General features: G+C 55.4%; 15 protein-coding genes and 2 pseudogenes. 9 read left to right on the top strand and 8 right to left on the bottom strand.

The genetic code is table 11. The features are described from left to right. Window positions 1-2,205 (top strand): DEAD/DEAH box helicase, encoded by a 2,205-nt coding sequence (locus FEM01_RS03010; protein WP_171030906.1) that lies wholly within the window; start codon window positions 1-3, stop codon window positions 2,203-2,205. On the opposite strand, the gene FEM01_RS03005 is transcribed toward FEM01_RS03010, so the two are convergent. Continuing rightward, the gene (locus FEM01_RS03005; RefSeq protein ID WP_138217786.1) at window positions 2,202-3,173 is read right to left on the bottom strand and encodes a DNA-binding protein; all 972 of its coding nucleotides are present in this window, start codon (window positions 3,171-3,173) and stop codon (window positions 2,202-2,204) included. The two genes, FEM01_RS03010 and FEM01_RS03005, sit on opposite strands and share 4 nt — an antisense overlap. A 168-nt stretch (window positions 3,174-3,341) precedes the next feature. On the opposite strand from FEM01_RS03005, the gene FEM01_RS03000 reads away from it, so the two are divergent. Next, entirely contained in the window at window positions 3,342-4,319 is a 978-nt protein-coding gene (locus tag FEM01_RS03000) for a tyrosine-type recombinase/integrase (RefSeq protein ID WP_138217785.1), read from the top strand. A gap of 82 nt (window positions 4,320-4,401) precedes the next feature. Then, a complete protein-coding gene (locus FEM01_RS02995) occupies window positions 4,402-4,815 on the top strand; it encodes a helix-turn-helix domain-containing protein (RefSeq protein ID WP_138217784.1) in 414 nt (137 codons plus the stop codon). Between the two features lie 224 nt (window positions 4,816-5,039). Here the strand turns inward: FEM01_RS02995 and FEM01_RS02990 are convergent, their stop codons facing one another. The 3 genes from FEM01_RS02990 to FEM01_RS02980 all read right to left on the bottom strand — a co-directional run bounded on the left by FEM01_RS02990 (window position 5,040) and on the right by FEM01_RS02980 (window position 6,097). After that, the gene (locus FEM01_RS02990; protein WP_138217783.1) at window positions 5,040-5,414 is read right to left on the bottom strand and encodes a histone-like nucleoid-structuring protein, MvaT/MvaU family; all 375 of its coding nucleotides are present in this window, start codon (window positions 5,412-5,414) and stop codon (window positions 5,040-5,042) included. Window positions 5,415-5,512: 98 nt separating this feature from the next. Further along, complete coding sequence (locus tag FEM01_RS02985; RefSeq protein WP_138217782.1) at window positions 5,513-5,836, bottom strand: hypothetical protein; 324 nt, start codon at window positions 5,834-5,836, stop codon at window positions 5,513-5,515. Window positions 5,837-5,839: 3 nt separating this feature from the next. Next, window positions 5,840-6,097: a hypothetical protein gene (locus FEM01_RS02980; protein WP_138217781.1), complete on the bottom strand. Its 258-nt coding sequence runs from the start codon at window positions 6,095-6,097 to the stop codon at window positions 5,840-5,842. Window positions 6,098-6,316: 219 nt separating this feature from the next. Here FEM01_RS02980 and FEM01_RS02975 point away from each other — a divergent pair, with 219 nt between their 5' ends. The 5 genes from FEM01_RS02975 (at window position 6,317) to FEM01_RS02955 (ending at window position 14,665) form a co-directional block, all read left to right on the top strand. After that, on the top strand, window positions 6,317-8,032 hold the full coding sequence (locus FEM01_RS02975) for a DUF6119 family protein (RefSeq protein WP_138217780.1): 1,716 nt from the start codon (window positions 6,317-6,319) through the stop codon (window positions 8,030-8,032). A gap of 168 nt (window positions 8,033-8,200) precedes the next feature. After that, window positions 8,201-11,983, top strand: coding sequence for an ATP-binding protein (locus FEM01_RS02970; protein ID WP_138217779.1), 3,783 nt, complete (start codon window positions 8,201-8,203; stop codon window positions 11,981-11,983). Further along, complete coding sequence (locus FEM01_RS02965; RefSeq protein WP_138217778.1) at window positions 11,980-12,597, top strand: condensin complex protein MksE; 618 nt, start codon at window positions 11,980-11,982, stop codon at window positions 12,595-12,597. Before FEM01_RS02970 ends, FEM01_RS02965 begins: the two co-directional genes overlap by 4 nt. Beyond that, entirely contained in the window at window positions 12,594-13,832 is a 1,239-nt protein-coding gene (locus FEM01_RS02960; RefSeq protein WP_138217777.1) for a hypothetical protein, read from the top strand. Before FEM01_RS02965 ends, FEM01_RS02960 begins: the two co-directional genes overlap by 4 nt. Continuing rightward, window positions 13,820-14,665, top strand: coding sequence for a DUF7281 domain-containing protein (locus FEM01_RS02955; RefSeq protein WP_138217776.1), 846 nt, complete (start codon window positions 13,820-13,822; stop codon window positions 14,663-14,665). The genes FEM01_RS02960 and FEM01_RS02955 overlap by 13 nt, the downstream gene beginning before the upstream one ends. 156 nt (window positions 14,666-14,821) lie before the next feature. Here FEM01_RS02955 and FEM01_RS02950 read toward each other — a convergent pair. Continuing rightward, a pseudogene (locus FEM01_RS02950) lies at window positions 14,822-15,049 on the bottom strand (metal ABC transporter permease); the annotation flags it as partial. Between FEM01_RS02950 and FEM01_RS02945 the strand changes: the two are divergent. Next, window positions 15,048-15,584, top strand: a pseudogene (locus tag FEM01_RS02945) (IS5 family transposase); the annotation flags it as partial. The pseudogenes FEM01_RS02950 and FEM01_RS02945 overlap by 2 nt on opposite strands. 266 nt (window positions 15,585-15,850) lie before the next feature. On the opposite strand, the gene FEM01_RS02940 reads toward FEM01_RS02945, so the two are convergent. From FEM01_RS02940 to FEM01_RS02930, 3 genes are all read right to left on the bottom strand, one after another. Then, window positions 15,851-16,405 carry an NADPH-dependent FMN reductase gene (locus tag FEM01_RS02940; protein ID WP_138217775.1) on the bottom strand — a complete coding sequence of 185 codons (555 nt, stop codon included), beginning with the start codon at window positions 16,403-16,405 and terminating at the stop codon, window positions 15,851-15,853. A 51-nt stretch (window positions 16,406-16,456) separates the two neighbouring features. Then, entirely contained in the window at window positions 16,457-16,990 is a 534-nt protein-coding gene (locus FEM01_RS02935) for a cupin domain-containing protein (RefSeq protein ID WP_138217774.1), read from the bottom strand. 71 nt (window positions 16,991-17,061) lie between these two features. Further along, window positions 17,062-18,177: an alcohol dehydrogenase catalytic domain-containing protein gene (locus FEM01_RS02930; RefSeq protein WP_138217773.1), complete on the bottom strand. Its 1,116-nt coding sequence runs from the start codon at window positions 18,175-18,177 to the stop codon at window positions 17,062-17,064. Between the last annotated feature and the right edge of the window lie 54 nt (window positions 18,178-18,231).

Here is an 18,231-nt window from a genome sequence, read left to right as displayed (position 1 = left end):
ATCTGGTCACAGGGATGGACGTCGTTACGTGATGCCCAAGAGTGGGTGGTACCGGCCTTGGTGGGCGCTGATCGCGACGTGATCATTGCAGCGTCTACCGCGGCAGGTAAAACAGAGGCTGCATTCCTCCCCATCCTGACCAACCTGCTCAACGATAGCGAACCCGCCGGCGCGGTGCTGTATATCAGCCCGCTCAAGGCCCTGATCAACGACCAGTGGGACAGACTCAGCCGGCTGTGCGAGCGGCTTGAGCTGCCCGTCGTTGCTTGGCATGGTGATGTGGCAGCAAGCAAGAAACAACGATTCCTGAAATCGCCCGAAGGCATCTTGCTGATCACTCCAGAGTCGCTCGAGGCGCTGTTCGTGAACAGAGGCTCCAGTTTGCCTGGAGCTTTTCAGAACCTGCGCTACATCGTGGTCGATGAGCTCCATGCCTTCATTGGCAGTGAGCGCGGTAAGCAGCTGCAATCGCTCATGCAACGGGTTGAGATTGTCGTAGGTAGGGCCCTGCCTCGTGTAGGGCTTTCGGCGACGCTTGGGGAGATGTCGCTGGCCCGAAAATTCCTGAGGCCAGTTCGCCCCGATGACATTACCGTCATCGAGTCGAAATCCTCTGGCCAGGAACTCCAGGTGCAGGTACGTGGGTACATTGAACAGCCCATGCAGCAACTGGTGGCGGAACACCCCGCAAATGCATCAATAGATGAAAGCGCCGAGAAGGAAGACACCTCAGGTACCAAAGTGGCTATCGCAGGTCACTTGTATAAGGTACTCAGGGGGCATAACAACCTGATCTTCCCCAACAGGCGCCAGGAGGTTGAATGGTTTGCCGACCGTCTGCGTTCACTGTGCGAGAACGATGGAGTGCCAAACGAGTTCTGGCCGCACCACGGTAGCTTGTCCAAGGAACTGCGCCAGGATGCCGAACGGGCGTTGAAAGCGGGAGATCCTCCAGCTTCTGCCGTATGCACTACCACCCTTGAGCTGGGTATCGACATCGGTAACATAAGGACGGTCGCACAGATCGGCTCCCCACCCTCTGTTGCGAGTCTCAGGCAACGGCTTGGCCGCTCAGGTCGTCGGCCCGGTGAGCCTGCCATGCTCAGAGCGTACTGCCGAGAGCGCCCTTTAACGGATCAGTCTGATCTCTCCGATCAGTTACGTGAGGGCCTTGTCCAAACGGTCGCCATGATCCGCTTGCTGATCAGTGGATGGTTTGAACCGCCTCGGTCTGGAGGCTTACACGCCTCGACATTGGTGCAGCAGTGCTTGTCGTCGATTGCTCAGCTCGGCGGTGCCTCGGCGGCGCAATTATGGAGAAATCTCATAGCAAGCGGCAGTTTTGCCAGCGTCACCAAGCCTGATTTCCTATCTTTGCTCAAAGGTATGGGTGAGAAGGAGTTGATCGTCCAGGACAGCTCAGGACTTCTGCTGCCAGGCGAACTCGGGGAGCGTTTGATCAACCACTATGAGTTCTACACCGCCTTCACGAGCGATGAAGAGTTTCGTTTGCTCCGGGATGGCAAACCACTTGGCTCGCTGCCCGTCAGCAAACCCCTGACCAAGGGGCAACGCATCATTTTTGGCGGCAAACGCTGGCAGGTTCAGGATGTCGACCTTGAGGCGAAGGTTATCGTGGTCACGCCGGCGCGGGGCGGCGAGCCCCCTCAGTTTGATGGGCTAAGCGCGCAGTTGGATGATCGCGTCAGGCTTGAAATGCGAAATGTGCTGATGGAAACCACCCCCTGTCCCTTCTTGGACAAACACGCTCAAGCCCTCCTGGAGGAGGCTCGGGGTAACTTCCGTGCCCTAGGGCTGGATAGCACGGCGATTGTTGGCTCTGCTAGCGTAAGCCACGTGGCGACCTGGCGAGGGGATTACACCAACGATGCACTGGCCTTATTACTCAGGCATGTGGGCATTCAGTGCGAAAACAATGGACTCTTCCTGGAGGTTGCTTTCGGTGAGGAGGACACGTTGCGAGCTTTGCGCGTCGTCGGCCAGATGGACATCTCAGATGTAGAGTCCATCTTAGAAAACGTCGAAAACATGATCCGAGAAAAATGGGATTGGGCCCTTCCCCGCTCGCTCCTGATGAAGTCGTTTGCCTCGAGCCATCTTGATCTCCAGGCTGCAGTCTTCACAGCGCGGCTTCTTAGCGAGGACGCGCAGAGCGAGGAGAATGCCCTTAGCCTCCTCCCCTAGGATCTGTCGCCCATCCTTTCGAGGTCGGCTTGTGCACTGGCAAGCTGCTGGGTCAACTCAGCCTCACGCAGCTTCCCTGCGGCGGCCTCGGACTGAGCGTCAACAGCCTCCTTAGCCTTGGCTTTCAGTTGCTGAGAGAGCAGCTCTTTAGCGCCTTCCGCGCGCGCGGTGGCTGCGTTAGCGATGCCCAGGTCGCCCCTTAGAAGTTCGATAGCATCACGATGCTGGTTCGCTTCCTTGGCGTGCTGGCGGTTTTCGGCGATCAAGCGTTCGTTGTCGCGGATCATTCGGGTGGCATCTTCTTGCTTAACCATCAGCGTCTGCTGAAGGACGGCCACCTCTTGCTTCATCTGGTAAATCTGAGACTCGTGACGGCTCAGATCCTGATCACGCTGCTCCTTAACCGCTACACGGTAGTGCTCAAGGGCTTCTCGGGCGTGCGTGTGCTTCTCCTCCAGAGATTGGATCTGGGTGTCCTTCTCTTGGAGTCGAACCTCAAGGTCGCTGCAGCTCTGGCTGATCCGGGCGTTACGGGTGATCTCGGTTTGCAGACTGGATTGAACAGTCTTGAGCTCCTCATCCTGAGTCTGCAGTGCTGACTGCAGCTTGGTGATCTCCCGCTGTGCCTGTTCCAGGTGTCCCTGAAGTGTACTGCTCTCGGCTTTCATGGCCTTTCGTTCTAGCTCAAACGCTGCTCGCTCGTTCGCCAAAGCTTCATTCCCTTCCACCAGAAGTCGCTCAAGCATCTTACCCACAAGCTCGGTGAGCTCATCACTCAAGCGCGATGGCGAAGCCGAAGGGCGAGGATCGTGTGACTCAATCTCCTTCAAATAGCGCTGAATTGTAGTCTTTGAGCCTGTATTTCCGAGCTCAATGCGGATCGCGTCAATGCTAGGGTTCTGCCCCCTGGACAGTAGCGCCTCGCGAGCTTTGCGCACCAGTGCCAGGTTAATGCCGCCTCTAGCCATTTCAGCTCCTACGATTTCGTACTGGTTTACGTTTCATGTAATTACGTGACACATTATCACGATCAATAGCTGAAAAAGACTTATATTTGATAAGACATAATCGAGCATTATCGCTTGTCATGGCGCAGATGAGGGGTAAAATGGCCTGAAAAGCGGTACGGGTGGCGGATGAGAGCCATCGAAGGCTCGATGCGGGGAAGTCGCGTGGTTGAAGAGGTCAGCAAGGCAGATAAGTACCTAGAGGCGAGCGTCCGGCAGAACACGTCGAAGAGCTATGCAGCCGCCCTCTCCCATTTCGAAGTGACCTGGGGCGGCTTCCTGCCCACCACCACCGAGTCAGTGGTGCGATACATCGCCGAGTACGCTGACCAATTGGCAATTAGCACGCTCAGGCAGCGCCTGGCTGCGCTCGCTAATTGGCACCAAAGCAATGGATTCCCAGATCCCACCAAGGCGCCCAAAGTCAGGCAGTTACTGAAGGGCATCCGGGCACTGCACCCGGTACAGCAGAAACAAGCAGCTCCCCTCCCTCTGCTACAGCTCGAGAAGGCAGTGGCTCACCTTCAGGATGAGGTTGCACGGGCAAGAGCAGCCGGCAACATGGCCACCATGCTGAAAGCGACCCGCGACATTGCCATCCTTACCATCGGCTTCTGGAGGGGCTTTCGCGGAGATGAGTTGTCCAGACTGACGATAGAGAACACGCATGCCGAACGCTATGTAGGCATTCGGTTCTACCTGGGATCCAGTAAGGGAGACCGACAGAACGTCGGGCGGGAGTACAGAACTCCATCGCTTAGCAAGCTTTGTCCGGTGGAGGCATACCTGAACTGGATTGAGGCTGCCGGTCTAACCCGCGGCGGTGTATTCCGGGGAATCGATCGCTGGGGGAACATCAGCGATCGCCCGCTTGCTGCGCATAGCTTGATTCCGCTGCTCCGAGACATTCTGGAGCGCTGCGGCCTGCCGTCTCAGATGTACAGTGCACACTCTATACGACGCGGATTCGCCACTTGGGCATCAAGTTCAGGTTGGGATATCAAGACGCTGATGGAATACGTCGGCTGGAGCGACATGAAATCTGCTCTTCGCTATGTGGAACCAGCGCAGCAGTTCGGCGGGCTAATCAGGAAGCTCGAAGTGTGAGCCCAAGACTGACAGCATCTCCAGCGGCATGCTGACGCCTCAATCAACCCTTAGAAGTTAAAACCTGGAAGTGGGATGGCTTATGACGCTCAAGGAATCCTTTGCAAACGTGCTGCGTGGAATCCGTAGTAAAAGGAACCTCACCCAGAGGCAACTGAGCGAAGTCACCAGTCGCACCTATTTGTCAAAGTTGGAATCAGGCAAGTCGAGCATCTCACTCGATAAACTTGACCAGCTCAGTGAGCATCTGAACCTAAGCCCCCTCACTCTACTTGCTTCGACGCTGAGCGAGCGAGCCGGGGAACCTGTTGGGAATTTGGTTCTGAAACTCCGTGATGAGTTGCAGGAGCTACTGCAGGATGGAGAGCGACGCCGCTTGGCGCTACCGGGCAATGCAACACTTGCGATGCCCGCTCTGCTACGAGCCTATAGGAAGTCGAGCACAGAGCGGAGCGCGCAAGTCTCTGGCCAGGCGGAGCTGTCATTCCCTGAATAGCAATGCTCTGCAGCGCTCAAATCAACTCAAGTCGAGCTCGGCGAAGAAGCAGAATTGCCTGTGATTGGGCCGCAACGAATACTTCATCGCGAGGCATAAAGCGCCAGCAACGATCCTAAGAGAGAAGAACGGCACCCCTCTCCCCGGATTGGAATTTTTGAGCAATTCCAGCGTTCTAGACAGGTTGAGCCATGTGCAGCTCCCTGCAAGCCAGTAACCCTGGATCAGCCTTGTTTAGATGCCCAGGACTCGACAACGTCAGCACCAAACTCAGCTTTCCACTGCTTTAGCAGTTTGTGGTTGCCACCCTTGGTTTCGATGATTTCGCCGTTGTTCGGGTTGCGGTAAACCTTAACATCACGGGCTTTGCGGCTAGCTTTCAAGGGTGCTGCGACTGAAGGTACACGCAATGCTGCGCCCGGGTCGAGAATATTGATGATGTCTCGCAGGCTGAAGCCATAAGTTGCGAGCAGCTCGCGCAATTTATTCTCAAATTGGATTTCTTTCTGGAGCTCGGCGCTCCCCTTCAAGGCTTCCAGCTCGGCCAGTTGAGCGGCAAGATTCTGTTCCAGCTTGCGGAATTCAGCCAGGCGCGACATAGATTTCTTCCTTAGGTAATGATTGACAGGCTAGACAGCGATTCTAAACAATTTAACGAGATGCGTCGTGCCGGGCTAGCTCCAAGCTCCAGCTACCCCTACTCCTTGAAAAATAGCTTTGACCTCTCTGAACATTCGGCAAGCTGTTTTTCGATGGTAGGCATTCCCCATTGCATGCCTTGGAACTTGAGCTTGTACATTTTGCGCAGGGAACGGGAGATCAGCAGCGCCTCATGTCCGAAGTGACCTACTAGGTCGGCATCAGCCTCCAACGCTTCGTCCGAGTCCAAGTAGGCTTCCCACCGCGCTCGGATGCCATCCGAGCCCAGTCCGATGTTGTTTTCCAGCCAGGCTATTCGGCACGTGATATGGCGATCGATTTTTGAGAGCTTTTCGGGCTCAAGCTCTAGCGTGGGTTTCACGCATCATAAATCCCTCTCATGCTCTGAGCCACGCACCTGATCCCAGTAGCTATGAAACGCCCAGTAATTGTTAGCGCAACATATCGCTAAAGCATCGAGTCTCGTCACGAGGTGAATGGCATCGATTTCCGCCTCCAAGCGGCATTGGGCCTTTTCTTGCCGATCTTTCTTGGCCCATGTAATTCCTGCAGTAACGAGCGCGGTGACAACACCGCTGCCGGCCGCAATCCTTAGCACATCCATCAGCGCCAGCGCTGCCATCAGTGCTGCCCCTGGTTGAGGTGTTATAGGTGTGCTCCGCTCAAGGCAAGAGTAGGCATCTGCGCCGATTTTGCCTCCATGGCCATGGTTCGGGCTGCTTAACCATTGGAAAGCGCGGGCACGACCCGCGCCCGCATCATTAATCATTGCAATATGACATCACACCGTTTACAAACTGGATTTAACATATCTAGGACAGACTTTTGCTGAGGGTTGGTGATGGGTAGGAGCGGCGTAAACTCGATCACGGTACGGCTGTTGAGGCCTAACCTGGATCCAGAGGACGGGCTCAGCCCGAAGTACCGGCCCGGTGGCGCTAAGGCGTTGAAGGGTCAGGATTGGGACGGTGGTGGAGAGGGTATTCTCTATTCCGGCCAGGTGTATGACCGAACCCCTGAATGGCTGGCCCTGCTCGAGCCTCACATCTCCGATCCTCTCGGAAACCTGCACTCCAGTGGTTCCGCAGCCATCCTCTTTTTATACGTACAAAACCGCTGGATGGCCCTTTGTTTTGGCTATGCCCACCTCGCACTGGAGGAAGATGCCTTCGTTCACCAATTTGGACTGAAGGTGGCGCTCAACACTGTCCCGCGGGGTAGCTTACTTAGCCTTGATCTCGCCACGCCCGACGCAGTGACATTTCAGAAGCGGATACAAGCTAGCAAACTCTCGGATTTCAGCCAGTTTGGTATGGATACACTGCGAGACTTAGCCAGGGTGGCGGGCGGTCAGCCCAGTGACGATGGATTTGCCAAGTTTGTTGCCGGCAAAGACGCGCTAAGCCTGGACGCGCCGCTGGCTCCTTCCGAGTTTCACGATAAGTGCACGGAAATTCTGAAGGCTTATAAGTCAGTCGCCTACAAGCGCGATTACGCCTGGTTTGACAACGTCAGGGAGGAGACCCGTTCTGAGCGGTTGAAGATCCTGGATCGGCAGCTCTATAGCGAGATTAGTGCGATCCGCGGAGGCGCCAACAGCCTATTGCACATGTCCCCTCCAGAGATCCTTGATTACCAAGAGGGCGCGGAACTGGGGTACACCGGTTTTGGTAGCCGCAAAAGCGAGTTCACCAAGCTATCCATCACCGATTACGTGGACGAGCTTAATCGGCTCACCTGCACCCAAACTATGGACGTCATGAAGTCCTCGCATCGGGTGCGTTCCGTGAGCAAAAGGTCTGGCGAACCGATTGGCTGGAAGATTTATGACTGTCTGAACTGGGAGTACACGCTAACCAAGCCGACTCGGACGCACTACGTGCTATTTGCAGGCAAATGGTACGAAATTTCCGCGACCTTCAAGGATTTAGTCGACAAGCATTTCGATAGCATTCCGGATTTCAGCATCATCGGTCGAACCTCATGCCTGAACGAAGAAGAGCTGATTGCAGACATCACTGTCACACGCCCCGATCTGATCAAGCTAGACCGCACCAAAATCAACCCCGAGGGTGTCACTTCGGGCAACCTTGAGCCCTGCGACTTCTATTCCAACGACAAGATCTTCATCCACCTGAAAGATGGCGGCTCTTCGGGCCCGATCAGTCACCTGTGGATGCAGGGCGTCGTCAGTGCCGAAGCTTTCGTGGCGGACAGTAAGTTTCGCAAAAAGCTGAGAGACACGGTGGCAGCGACTCCCGGCGGCGGAGCATTCACCGGATCGCTTCCTGACGGACGTAAACAGGAGATCGATCGCGCTGCTTACACCGTGGTCTACGGAATCATGCGGCCACCCTATAAAGGCGGCTCTTTGGGAATCCCTTTCTTCAGCAAAGTCAGCTTCATGGCGGCCTGTGACCGACTCCGGCGCACGGGTATGAAGATCGGTAAAGAGCTGATCGAGAAGATTCCACCTACATCAGGTGCGTCAACCAAGACGAAAAAAGCAAAGGCCGCGACTAAGGCAGGGGCCGCGAATCCCTCCAAAGCGCCTTGAGGCCCTCAATGAGCTCGCCAGTGAGCGCCACTTGCCGTCAGATGGGAAGGCCCACTCGCTGCTCGTCCACGTTTATACATTCCCTAACCTGGTAGCCATCCACACGCCCGTCCACCCGTGTGGATTCGCTTGGTGCTGGCTGGCCCTGGGTAAAGCAAAGGAGTTGCGATGAATATTGAAACACATAACGCTGGTCTCGACCTTCTGGTACCAGAGGACGTAATGGCCGAGGAGCCGCCACTGCCGGCCCAGGAGCAAATTGAACCGCCGCAGAACGCGCCGGAGGCGCTCTTCCGACTGATGAACATCCATCTCATCGATTCGCTTTCCCGTGGGAGAGTTCAGACGATGGGTATTGATGGTGGCACGGCGCTGACCGGGCGCAACGGCCGAGGCAAAACCTCCCTCCTCTCTTTGGCGCTGCTCTTCGCCGGCGTTGAACCACGCGACGTGGTTTCGCAAGGTAAGGATTCGTTCATCGACTACTACCTGCCGAACCAGACCTCCTACCTCGTGTACGAGTATGAGCGTCCGGATGGTACCCGCCGACTCGTGGTCGTGCTCAGCAACTCTACCGCCGACAAGATCCGTTTCAGGTTCGTGAACAGCCATTTCCGACGGGATATGTTCGTGACCGATGACGGCCAGTTTGTACTCAATAAGGAGTTCCGCCAGCGCCTGATCCACCTGAAAATCCCCCATGCTGAAAAGCTGGTGGATACGTACATCGACTACAGAGCAATCATCCAGGGATGGCAACCGCCGCACGTAGACCCTACGCACAGGCGCTATCTGCTTGGGATGTCGGACATGTACGGATTCACTACCTACAACCGTCCTTTGCGGCATCTTGAGAAGCTCACCAAGGGTATGTTCTCTCGAAAGGCCAATTTTGATGACCTGCAGCAGGTGGTGGCGGACTGGGTTTTCGAAGGCAAACCTTCTGCCGGTATCCAAACAGAGCGCAAGCGCGTAGAGAATTGGCCTCGAGATTACAACGCCTACCAAAGCATCAAGAACATCACACCGCTGGTCGAAACCGCTCGGGCACAGCGATCTGAACTGGAATCTGCTGAAGATGCTATTCGAGAGGTAAAGGAAAAATTCATCTACCTTCAAGACCACCTTCAGTTCACAAAAGCTCAGCGCGAAAGCGAGCAATTGCTGAAGCAAACTTATCTCGACGAAGAGACCGCCGCCCACGACGAGCGCGCTTTGGCATTGACCCAGGCCATCCATAGTGCGCAGTTTGAGATCGATTCATGTGATCGTAATCTCAAGGAAATTGAGGCCGCCAGGCTGGACTACGAAAGGAAGGGCGTTGAGGATAAGCGCGCTCGCACCGCCCAGAAAGCCGTTTTTGAAGACGAACTCCGAAGCGTTGGCAACAAGCTTAATCTGGCTCTAGGGGCTGCTCAGGAGGTCAAGGCAAAGTACGAGCAGCAGATCAATGAGGAGAACCGGCTTCATAACGAATTTCACGCTGTAGCCATCCAGAAGGCTGACAACCTCAGGGAAGAAGCCCGCGAGGCTCAGTCCAGGATCGAGGCCGCCTATAGAGATGCACTGAAGGTGGTGGACGACTCATCTGCCGATGAACTCCAGCGGTTGGTGCGCGAGGCGCAACAACGTCATGGTGATCTGGTACGTGCTCAAGTGCTCGTGGCAAACCCACCGGTTGACCCATCAATTCGAGCCAGGATCGACAACAAAAATCTCGAGATCAGGGATGCGAACAAGGTCATCCTAACCGCGCAGACGTTAGTCGGTGACCAGCAGCGTTCTGTCGACGACCTTCAAGATCGGTCGGCCAGGCATGATCTGACGATCAAAGCGATCAAGGAATCTATCGAGAAACAGAAAGGCCTGATTGCAGAGATCCAACAAGCTCATACCCCTGATCAGGATAGCCTCCTCGCGTTTCTGCGAGCCAATCGGCCAGATTGGTCAGAAAACATAGCGAGAGTCATCAACCCTGCGCTCCTATACCGCAACGATATGCACCCCCAACTGACAGCGATGTCTGAGAGCCTCTACGGGATCGCCCTGGAGCTGGAGTTTGTTGAGGCCACTGAAGAGGCGGACGAGTCGAAGCTTCACGAAAAACTTGAAGACGCGAACCAAGCGCTAGAAGCTTTCGAGGCTCAGCTTGAACGTGCTGTTCATGAGCAGTTTGAATTGCGCAAGTCGATCAAAGCCGCGACTGAAGAGCTCGCGCTGGCTCGCTCCAGCCTGACGAAGGCCAGATCATCTGCCCAGGGTTTGGAGAGAGATATCGATGAGCTCAACGAGCAACTGAGCCAGGCTATTGCTCAAGCTCTTGAGCTTGCCCAAGCTCAACTGGTTGAGTGCGAACGCCTCCACGGACATGCACAACAGGCTCACACCGACCTCAATCAGCGCATTGCAAGCAAGAAAGTGGCTCTCACCGAGCAATTTAGGCAGCAGATCTCGGAGGACGAAGCACGACTGAACTCGGCGGTTCGCGAGATACAAGCTGGTGTCGATGCGCACAAGCGGACGCGCGACGAGAGTATCAAATTCTTCCTTGAACAACAGAAGAAAGAGCTTGCGGGCGAAGGTGCAGACGTCGACGTCATCACCGAGCTTGAAAACCGGCGTGCGGATCTGTTGAAAACGCTCAAAGATATCCAGTCGTGGAGCGAGCTCTTATCCACGTGGCAAGTCTGGAAAAGCCAGATGCTCCCGCAGATTCCTGAGCTTCAGGCCAAAAAAGTGCAGAAGCAGGCAGACTTCGCCCGAGACACCTTGCTAGTCAAGGAAGAGACTGAGACCTGGCTACGAAAGCGTGAACTGGTAAACGCGGCCATCAAAGAGTGTCGTACAGCCATCTCAGCCATTGAGAGCCAATTGGTCATCGTTGCCAGCTGCCTTGATGACAGGCTGAAGCTGTACGAGCCCACCAGTCGTCACCAAGCCTATGACAGCGCCTGGGAAGCCAGCTCTCTGCGCGCAGCTATGCTCACGTTCCAGCAACAAATTTCGGAAGCAGAAGCTCAACTGCGCAAGCTTACCTCAAGAATGCGAACTGCTTTCAACGAGGTACCCCTTGCTGCCCCGTCGACCTACTTCCAAGATCGCCTCCACAACATCCGCACTGAAACTGGTGAGGATGTCGATGCCCGCGTGACGCTTCGCGTTGTCGAGGACTGGTTCGCAACTGAGCATGATAAGAGCCGACGGCTTCTGGTCGCAGATGCCAAAACCATTTTCGGCGAAATCCAAGGCCTTCACCGTGAGCTGCAGACCTTCAACAAAAAGCTCTCCAGCTTCAATACGTCCCTGCAAGAGCATCTGGAGCACAGCTCGGCAGTGTTCGACAACCTCTCCGAGCTGAAGATCTCCATCTACTCGGGTGTTGAAGAGCTCGACTATTGGTCTGTGATCAACAAAATCACCAATGACCGAGAGGAATGGACGCAGGAGGACAGACTGCCTAGCGTGGATGCCGTTGCCCATCTCAACGCGTTGCTCGCGATCTGGGATGGCAATCGCGGCATCAATGCTCAATTCAAATCGTTGGTCAGTATCCGCGGCTCCGTGCGGGAACAAGGTAACTTCCGGCAGTTCCGCAATCGCGCTGAGCTCGAAAACATCTCTTCGAACGGGCTGAGTTACCTAGTGCTCATCATCCTGTTCTTGGGGTTCATTGGTAAGGTTCGGGGCAACGCTCCTGTACAGCTGACCTGGTGCGTCGATGAGCTCAAGGCGATTGATGCTGAGAACATCGTGTCGCTCTGCAACTACCTAGGCCAAAACAGAATCACTCTGTGCACCGCTTTCCCCGATCCTGACGCTGAGACGCTGATGCTGTTTGAACACAAGTACAAATTGGATGCGGAACGACGCTTGGTGCATTGCGAACTCGCCCTGGAAAACGACGCAACCGATGACGGTGAGCTTGAGCTTGCCTGGGAGGACGGCGAATGACCACTTTTGCGCGGGTAGCGACTGCGCTCATGGAGGGCGGCTTCATCTGCCAGATTACCGACTACGAAGGCCATCAGTTCCTGGCCAACTCGGTCAACCAGGGCGACGTTGATCAGTACCTCAGGCGCATAGACCTCAGGTTGACGACAACGCGAGACGGCGGTGCATTCTTTGCCGCACACGCTGACATCGACGTGGAGGGGAAAAAAGATGCGAAAAAGCGCTTCACAGAGGTAAAAAATGTCCTGCGTCCTATGGTGTCTTTCCTTGAACTGGTGATGCGCATCACTGGGGATGATGAGTCTGTAGCTGCAGGCCAGGTTCTGAACCTCAATCAAATGATGGCCAGGATCTCTGAGAATCCCAGTCTATATCTGCAGCTGCGACAGACGACGATCGACATCAACACGAAGGATGGCTCCGATCGGGAGCGCCTGAACAAGATCGTCAAGCGTTTCCAGAATGAAGGGTACCTGCTCCTCGTCAATCCTGAGTCCGAGATATTCATGTTCACTGGCCGCATCGAGTGGCTGATGGAAGCTATCGAGTACCTCATGCTGCACGACGAGATCTCTGAAGAAGATAGCGAGTACGACAAGAGATCCGAGTCATGAGCACACTCGAAGAGTCGGTGGCCAGTCATCTTGAGCTCTTGCACAAAAACCGCAGGTTGATCGCGCAGATGTATTCGGCCGGGTATATCACCCGGGATGATGAGAATGCTCGAGCGCTGACGAAGCTTCAGCAGATCAGAGCAGTGCGTATCAACGCCGCAGTTGAGAACACCTACCGGCTCTCGCCTACCCTCAATCGCCTGCTGAACGAAGCAACCCATCGTGCTCGGAATTACGATATCTCGGCCGACTTCGGTGAGCAGATGGCCCGTCTCATCAAACTGATGGACGACTACACCGACGCCTGCCTACAGAATCGCATCGAAGACTCACTGCTCATTCAGGGTGATATCGATGCGACCCTGTACGAGATGGCGGAGGCCATGAATGATTTCCTCCTCCATGTCCGCACAGCGGCAGAGAACAATTTCGGCAACGTTACGACCTATAAGGAGAAGGAAAAGCAGACCGAGCACTATCTCAACCAGCTTGAGCGGATCCTCAAGGCCCTGACTATGTTCGATGGCGAGGCTATCCTTGACGAGCTGACGCCACAGGAGCGCGAGCCCCTGGAGGTTCTGTATCAGAGCCACATTTTGGACAAGCTTTCAGAGTGGCGCTCCAGGACAGTCGACATCATCCATGTGCTTAAGACCTATCTCTACAAAATCAGGACGGTTGCCCCTCGCGCGCGTCGCATTCGTGCGCTGCAACTCTATCTTCAGAAGCATCCTGAGTACGAGGTGCGATCTCCAGATGAGTATCCTGAGATTCCGGAATGGGCCTACCATCACGAGCCCCTGAAGATTCAGCTGGTGCCTGACTTGGGCGCACAAAACATCAGAGACTCATTGGTCGATATCGCCAAGAGCATTGAAAAGGCGGTGGCTGTTCCCGTCAAAACCAGAAAACCCGGTACACCGGTCGATGAAGCGCCACCAAAAGCGGCGCTCATCAAAGGCTCGCCACTTGTAGTGGTCAGTCAGCGCCTTCTCAATGAGGCTGCCAAATCCCCCACCCCGATTTCGGCTGCTGGGTACTTCATACAGGCCGAGGAAACCAAGGTGTTGGATCAGGAGTCGTGCATGATGTGCTTCCTCACGCTTGTCGAGAAACAGATCAATGCCAACGCCAAGATCATCAGGCGGCTGTCCATACAAAACGTTGCCAAGACTGAGGACGATAAGCTCAGCGGAAACGTGATTATCGAGGATGTGCTGCTATGCCAACGCTAGCCCTCACCAAGAAGCTCCTGTCTATCTTCCAATCAGAGGAGCAAGACTTTCGCCCTAGCAAAATGCTCAATGATTTCTGTGAGGATTACGGCGTTGGTCAACGCGTTGGATCTGTTTGGCGATTCAGTCAAACCCACAAGGCGAAGATCGCTACCTACCTTCAGAACGAGGCCAAGGTCAACCCATACCAATCGCTTGATGCGTGGGAGGGTGAGTCACGCCATGGAGCGCTGAAGAAAGGCGGTGATGAGAAACTCACCACCAAACGCCTGCGTGGCAAGCGTGTAGCCGTGAAGGCCCTACCCGGCCGACCATTATTGCTAGGCCCGGCTCCGATCCACCTCCCGCCTGGTGCCAGCCTGGATCTCGACCGCCAGTGGGTGGTTGAACACTGCACGCACGACAGCGTGTTGCTCATCGAGAACTGGGAAAACTTTGAGCTTACCCACGAAACGCCTCTACTTGAGCGATTGCCTGGTAATCCGCTAGTGGTATTTCGAGGTGCGCCAGGCAGCTACAAGACTGACAGTAGCCAGGCGTTGCTGGCGGAGCTGAAGCTGCCAGTTGTGGCTTTCACTGATTATGATCCTGAGGGCCTTTGCATCGCGGCCACCCTACCCGGCTTCTCACGATACCTTGCGCCTTCAGACGAATGCCTCAATCAACTGATGGTTGAGATCAACACCGAGCGTCGTTACCAGAAGCAGGTCGCGGGAAAGCTTGCCTTCCTTGAGAGCCTGACTGACCCCGAACTCGTCAGGGTTTATCGAATCGTTCGTACAGCGGGCAAGGCATTGCCACAGGAAAAGCTGATCGGTTTGGATGTGGCTTGAATCCAGCGCCGTGCAAGGCGGGATGTGGCCGCTACCAACCAAGTCAGTCTCAAGGTCGGTAGCTGCCGCTGTACCTGGGGTGCCTTAGTTCATGCTCGACGACGAGTTGCCAGTAGCTCCGGAGGTTATGCTCGAACCTGCGGTCAACAGCAGCACTCACTTAACGTCAAGTGAGCGTATGAGATTGTCGCCCACGCTTTGTACGCTCTGAACAAGGATGACTAGCACAACCACCGTGGAGATCATCACTTCGTTGTTGAACCTTTGGTAACCGTACCTCAATGCGAGGTCACCCAGCCCACCTCCGCCGATCAAACCAGCCATCGACGAAAATCCAATCAGCATTACCAGTTTCAGCGTCATGCCAGCTATCTGAGTCGGCAGTTCGACCAAGAACAAGGAAGGCAAGCATGATCCTGAAATGCATCAAACGAAGAAGGGCAACCAGTACTATTTCGGCATGAAGGCCCACATCGGCGCGGATGCTGAATCGGGTCTGGTGCATCACGTTCATGGCACCGCCGCGAACGTGGCCGACGTAACGGAGGTTGCAGAACTGCTGCATGGCGCAGAGAACGTCTTCTGTGCCGACGCGGGCTACACCGGCGTTGAAAAAAGGCCAGAGCATGAAGGGCGGTCATTGATCTGGCAGATTGCTGCGCGACGCAGCACCTACACGCACTTGAGCAAACGCAGCGTGCTTTACAAAGCCAAGCGCAAGATCGAAAAGGCCAAGGCGCAAGTGCGTGCGAAGGTGGAGCACCCGTTCCGGGTGATCAAACGCCAGTTCGGCTATGTAAAGACTCGTTTTCGCGGCTTGGCCAAGAACACGGCGCAACTGACCACGCTGTTTGCGCTGTCGAATCTGTGGATGGTGCGCCGGCAATTGTTGCCTGCTGCGGGAGAGGTGCGCCCGTGAGGACAGAAAACCAAGGCTTTGCCTTGGTCATCCAATAATCAGCGGCTGGAAATCGGGCTTTTCGGCATCCCTAAGCCGCCCATTTTCGACTGATGAGCAACTTGTTCGGAGTTTCCCTAAGCAAAAGCAGTCGACACCGTCCAAGACAGATCTGAGCTAGCAAAAAAAGTGTCTCAAACAGCGTGCTTCCACCATCGGTGGGCACACGTTCATCCCGTGCGCCACCCGGCCACGATTGCCTCGAAGTTGATTCCCCATCCACGGGTTCACTCGGCTACACGCACCATTTGTCTCAAGACCTTTAATCCTGCCCGAACGTACTCCCTACTTGGCTCATCCACCAAGCGTCCATCAGACATCTTGCTTTGGACAGAACCGATCACGATCTGAGGATAACGCGCCAAGTCGGCTGGAATAGCCCACAAGGTCTCGTTCAACTGCTGCTGGGCGCGCACCCCACCAGTGAAAGCGGGCGAAGCAGTGAATGTCAGAACCGGTTTGGCGGCCAGCACTGACTTGCCATGGGGCCTCGACAGCCAATCAAGCGCATTCTTCAACACGCCTGACATGCCATGGTTGTATTCAGGAGACCCGATGACTACACCGTCTGCAGCGTTCACGGATTGCCTGAGCTCAAGCACAGCAGCTGGCGTCGCAGCCCCTTCCAGATCCTCGTTGTAGGGCGGTATTTCATGCAACCTGAACAGAGCCAGATGGGTATCTGACGGCAGAAGCTCTTGCGCCATGGTGCGCAAAATCTGCTCGTGTGCAGATTGCTTTCTGAGGCTTCCGCAAAGCCCGACAAACTGGCAAAGCTTCATACTCACTCCTTGTTTCAGCGTCTGATGATCAAGCGTGTGAGGTCTAGACGACTAGCGTGCAGTTTCCACAGCCCCCAGCATGAAAAAGAGTGCCTTAGCTGGCCTCTCGGAGCGGTTACGCCAGGCATGACGAGTGCCTTGCTGGATGATCACATCACCCGCGCGCAGGAGGCGCTGCTCACCGTTGTCGAGCTCAAGCCACAACTCACCCTCGAGCAAGATGCCGTAATCCAAAGTCGGCGACCGGTGCATCGCAGGATCATCAGACTCAAAAACATCGATAAGCCCCGGCATGGACTCGCGCATTTCAGCCAGAGCTCTCTCAGGATTGATCGGTGCCGCCATGACTGCATCTGGAGGCAAGCTGACCATCAAAAGCGACGTGCCACCAGGCCCTGGGATAAGGGAGCCGCCCGCAGTGGTGAGATCGGCGTCACTTTCGCCTCTAGGTTGCGTCGCCCACAATTGGGCGATGCCGTAGCCCGGTAAGTCTTGAAAGTTTTTTGCACGGGGTGCATCAGCATCTGATAGGAACACTGAACGACCATGCTCATCGTGTCCCGTTACGATTCTTCGTACTTGCATTCAAAGATCTCCAACATCCAGCGCAGTAAAGCCTGGATGGTGCTATGCCACACACCATCCAGCAGGATGGTTCAAGGACAGATGACGTAGTTGCCAAAGCCACCGTTGCGGTTTTCAATTCCGCTGATGGCATCATTCACCTGGTCAAGTGCGAACACGCTGTGCTCGAAGAAGGACAAGTCAAGTGCACCAGACTCCACCATATCCGCCATTGCCTGGCCTTGTCCTGTGGTGAACCAGGCAGACCCGCTGACCTGAATGTCGTTATCCATAAGCCAGTGCAAATCCAACGGGACAGGCCCCGCCACCGCACCAATGTTGACCAGGTGGCCGCCACGGTGAAGACCGTTAAGTGCGTCGATGAGGCTTTCTGCAGGAGCACCAGGGCCAAGGGCATCGATCACGACATCCAACCCTTCCCCATGAGTCACCTCGTTTACCCACTGCGCAGTGCTGCCTTCACCCAACGTATGAATCTGGATACGACCTGGGGCAGCGAGGTCTTTCACGCGCTGGAATAGGGACTCGTTCCGTGCCGTCCCCAAAATACGCCGCACCCCCATGGCTAGCGCCAACGCTACTGCGCCGAGGCCAAGTGTGCCGCTGATTCCATTGATCAGAATGGTACTGCTCGGCCCCACATTGGCTTTGAGCAAGGCCCGATAGGCTGTCCCCAGGTATCCAAGTCGAGCCGCAGTTTCGAATGCCATGTTGTCGGGAATTTTGACCAGGCTGTATTGCGGTGCGGGCATGAACTCACACAGCCCACCGTAGGGATAGTCCTCAAACATCCTCGGACTACGCGCAGTGAAGCCAAAGTAACCGTTGAAGGTGTACGCAGTGCACCCCGTGGAGTTGCCCGCGCGGCAGGCACGGCACGATCCACAGTAGCGAGCTGGGTTCACATAGACACGATCACCAGGTTTGAAGTCGTAGACCTGCTCACCCACCGTTTCAACGATACCTGTCGGATCCAGACCAAAAATAGCGGGCAACTGTGGCAGGGGCAGATGAGGAAACCACGTTTTCCAGTTGGTCAGGATGTTATGCAGGTTTGGCACGATGCCGCAGGCCTTGACTCGCACCAGTACCTCAGTCGGACGGATGGTGGGAACCGGAACCTGCTCGATCTGCATCGGTTTGCCGCCCTCATACATACGTGCGGCGCGCATCATTTTTGTCGTCATCTTGTACTCCAGCTCTTGTTATTGTTTTTGCAGCTAGCCCGCACCGGTATGCGG

The sequence above is a fragment of the Pseudomonas mosselii genome (assembly GCF_005796105.1).
In the GTDB taxonomy this organism is placed as follows: domain Bacteria; phylum Pseudomonadota; class Gammaproteobacteria; order Pseudomonadales; family Pseudomonadaceae; genus Aquipseudomonas; species Aquipseudomonas mosselii_C.
Note: the sequence above shows the minus strand (reverse complement) of the source record. Positions and strands in the feature narration are given on the sequence as shown.